General features: G+C 67.2%; 2 protein-coding genes. Both read left to right on the top strand.

Features of this window, described 5'->3' with window-relative positions:
- The first annotated feature begins 124 nt into the window (after window positions 1-124).
- Window positions 125-1,621 carry an IS21 family transposase gene (istA, locus tag PLC66_RS22535; RefSeq protein ID WP_324544411.1) on the top strand — a complete coding sequence of 499 codons (1,497 nt, stop codon included), beginning with the start codon at window positions 125-127 and terminating at the stop codon, window positions 1,619-1,621.
- Window positions 1,618-2,415, top strand: a complete 798-nt coding sequence (istB, locus tag PLC66_RS22530; RefSeq protein WP_004254443.1) for an IS21-like element ISAZo16 family helper ATPase IstB — start codon at window positions 1,618-1,620, stop codon at window positions 2,413-2,415. The genes istA and istB overlap by 4 nt, the downstream gene beginning before the upstream one ends.
- Window positions 2,416-2,485 lie beyond the last annotated feature (70 nt).

The raw sequence follows: 2,485 nt of genomic DNA, 5'->3' as shown, positions 1-2,485 counted from the left end.
TGGCCGGCGACAATTAACCTGACCGGTCGACGACAACTATCTTGGCCGGTTGGATCTGCAGCCGGGAAGGTCCGGAAGCGAGGGATAGAGTGCTCTTCTGACGACAGGCGTTGGGAGGCGCTCGGTGCCCGGCAAGAAGATCACGGACCAACAAGTGCGCAAATACAAGGAAGCAAGAAGGCAGGCGACGCAGCAGATCGCGGCGGCCCGGATGGGCATCAGCGTGCGCTCGGCACGGCGTATCGAGCAGGCCGACGGGTTGCCGTCGCAGCGCGGACCGAGGACATGGCGGACGCGCGCCGATCCGCTGGCGGACGTCTGGGAGCAGGAGCTGGTGCCCTTGCTCGAGTGCGAACCTGGGCTGCAGGGCCGCACGCTGCTCGAGGAGTTGCAGCGCCGTCACGGTGAGGTGTTCGGCGATGGGGTGCTGCGCACCCTGCAGCGGCGGATCCGCATGTGGCGCGCCGAGCACGGACACGAGAAGGAGGTGTTCTTCTCGCAAGCCAATCCACCGGGCCGTTTGGCGCTGTCGGACTTCACCGTGTGTGACGAACTCAGGATCACGGTGGGCGGCGAACACTTCGCGCATCGCCTGTACCAGTTCGCGTTGGCCTACTCGGGCTGGCGCCATGCCGAGCTCGTGTGCGGCGGCGAGAGCTTCGCCGCCCTGGCGCAGGGTCTGCAGAATGCCCTGTGGGCCCTGGGTGGGGTGCCCGAAGAGCACCGCACCGACAGCCTGTCGGCCGCGTTCAACAATCTGGCCGAAGCGGAAACGCTCACCCGCCGTTACGAAGATCTGTGTCGGCACTATGGCATGCGTCCGAGCCGGAACAATCTCGGGCAGTCGCACGAGAACGGCGCCATCGAGTCGCGTCAGGGCAGCCTGAAGGGGGCGCTCGAACAGGCGTTGCTGCTGCGCGGACACCGCGAGTTCGCCACCCCTGCCGACTATCGACGTTTCGTCGCAGAGGTCGTCGCCCGGCTGAACCGACGCATCCAGACGCGCCTGGCCGAAGAGCGCAGCCAGCTCGCCGCGCTACCGGTGCGCCGGACCAGCGAGTACGAGGAGATCGAAGCACGCGTGACCAAGTTCAGCACCGTCAGCATCCGTCGCGTGCTCTATAGCGTGCCCTCGCGCCTGATCGGCCATCGGCTCCAGTTTCGCCTCTACCCCGAGCGCCTCGAAGGCTGGCTGGGCGGGGTGTGCGTGTTCGAGAGCGTGCGCGGGACGGTGCCGGCGGGCAAGCAGCGCGGCAAGCAGGTCGATTACCGGCACCTGCTACCCGCGCTCAAGCGCAAACCCGGCGCCTTTGCCCGTTGGGCGCTACGCGATGACATGTTCCCCCGCGCCGAGTACCGGCAGACCTGGGAGCGCCTGATCGAGACTGTGCCCGAGCGTCAGGCCTGCAAGCTCATGGTGGGACTGCTCGATCTGGCCGCACGCGGCGCGTGCGAGGTCCAGCTCGCGCAGATCCTCGGGGGTTTGCTACAGGCGGGCACCTTGCCCGATCTCGAGGGGCTGGAGGCGCGCTTCGCGCCCCGACAGACACCCCTGCCGGCGGTCACCGTCGCCTTGCCCGCGCTGTCGGTCTACGACGGACTGTACGAGGTGGCGGCATGAGCGCCATCGAGACGGCAACGCTGCCCATGATGCTCACCGAGCTGCGACTGCCTACTATCAAGCGGTTGTGGCCAGCGCTGGCCGAGCAGTCGAACCGCGAGGGCTGGCCGGCCGAGCGGTTTCTGGCCGCCCTGTGCGAGCATGAAATGCATGAGCGCGAGACCCGCCGCATCGACCGCCACCGCGCCGAGTCCGCCTTGCCACCGGACAAGCGCCTGTCGGCCTTCGACTTCGCGGCCGTGCCGACGGTCTCCAAGGCGCACGTCACCGCGCTGGCCGAGGGCGACAGCTGGCTCGAACAAGGCGCGAACATCCTGCTCTTCGGGCCGCCGGGTGTCGGCAAGACGCACCTGATCGCCAGCATCGGCCACGCCCTCATCGAACGCGGCTACCGCGTGCTCTTCACCCGCACGAGCGACCTAGTGCAGCGCCTGCAGGCCGCCCGGCGCGATCTGCGCTTGCCGGCCGAACTGGCCAAGCTCGACCGCTTCGACCTGCTGATCTGCGACGACTTCAGCTACGTTCGCCGCGACCAGGGCGAGACCTCGGTGCTCTTCGAGCTCATCGCCGAGCGCTACGAGCGCAAGAGCCTGGCCATCACTGCAAATCAGCCGTTCTCGGAGTGGGGCCACGTCTTTGCCGAACCGGCCATGACGCTGGCCACTGTCGACCGGCTCGTGCATCACGCCACGATCTTCGAGATGAACGTGGAGAGCTTCCGTCGCCGCGTTGCTCAGAAGGGGCTCGCCCCTTCTGAGCAACGCAACCCCAACACCTCAAAGCCGAAAGGCTGAACCCCTCATGCCTCGCTTCCACCGGCCAGGATAATTGACGTCGACCGGCCAAAGTAATTGACGCCGGGCA

Source organism: Thauera sp. (genome assembly GCF_035444905.1).
In the GTDB taxonomy this organism is placed as follows: Bacteria; Pseudomonadota; Gammaproteobacteria; order Burkholderiales; family Rhodocyclaceae; genus Thauera.
The sequence above is the reverse complement of the archived record's forward strand: the minus strand, read 5'-3'. Positions and strand labels throughout refer to the sequence as shown.

Coding starts and splice junctions, on each gene's coding strand:
- istB (WP_004254443.1), top strand. CDS start 1,618: ATGAGCGCCATCGAGACGGCAACGCTGCCCATGATGCTCACCGAGCTG.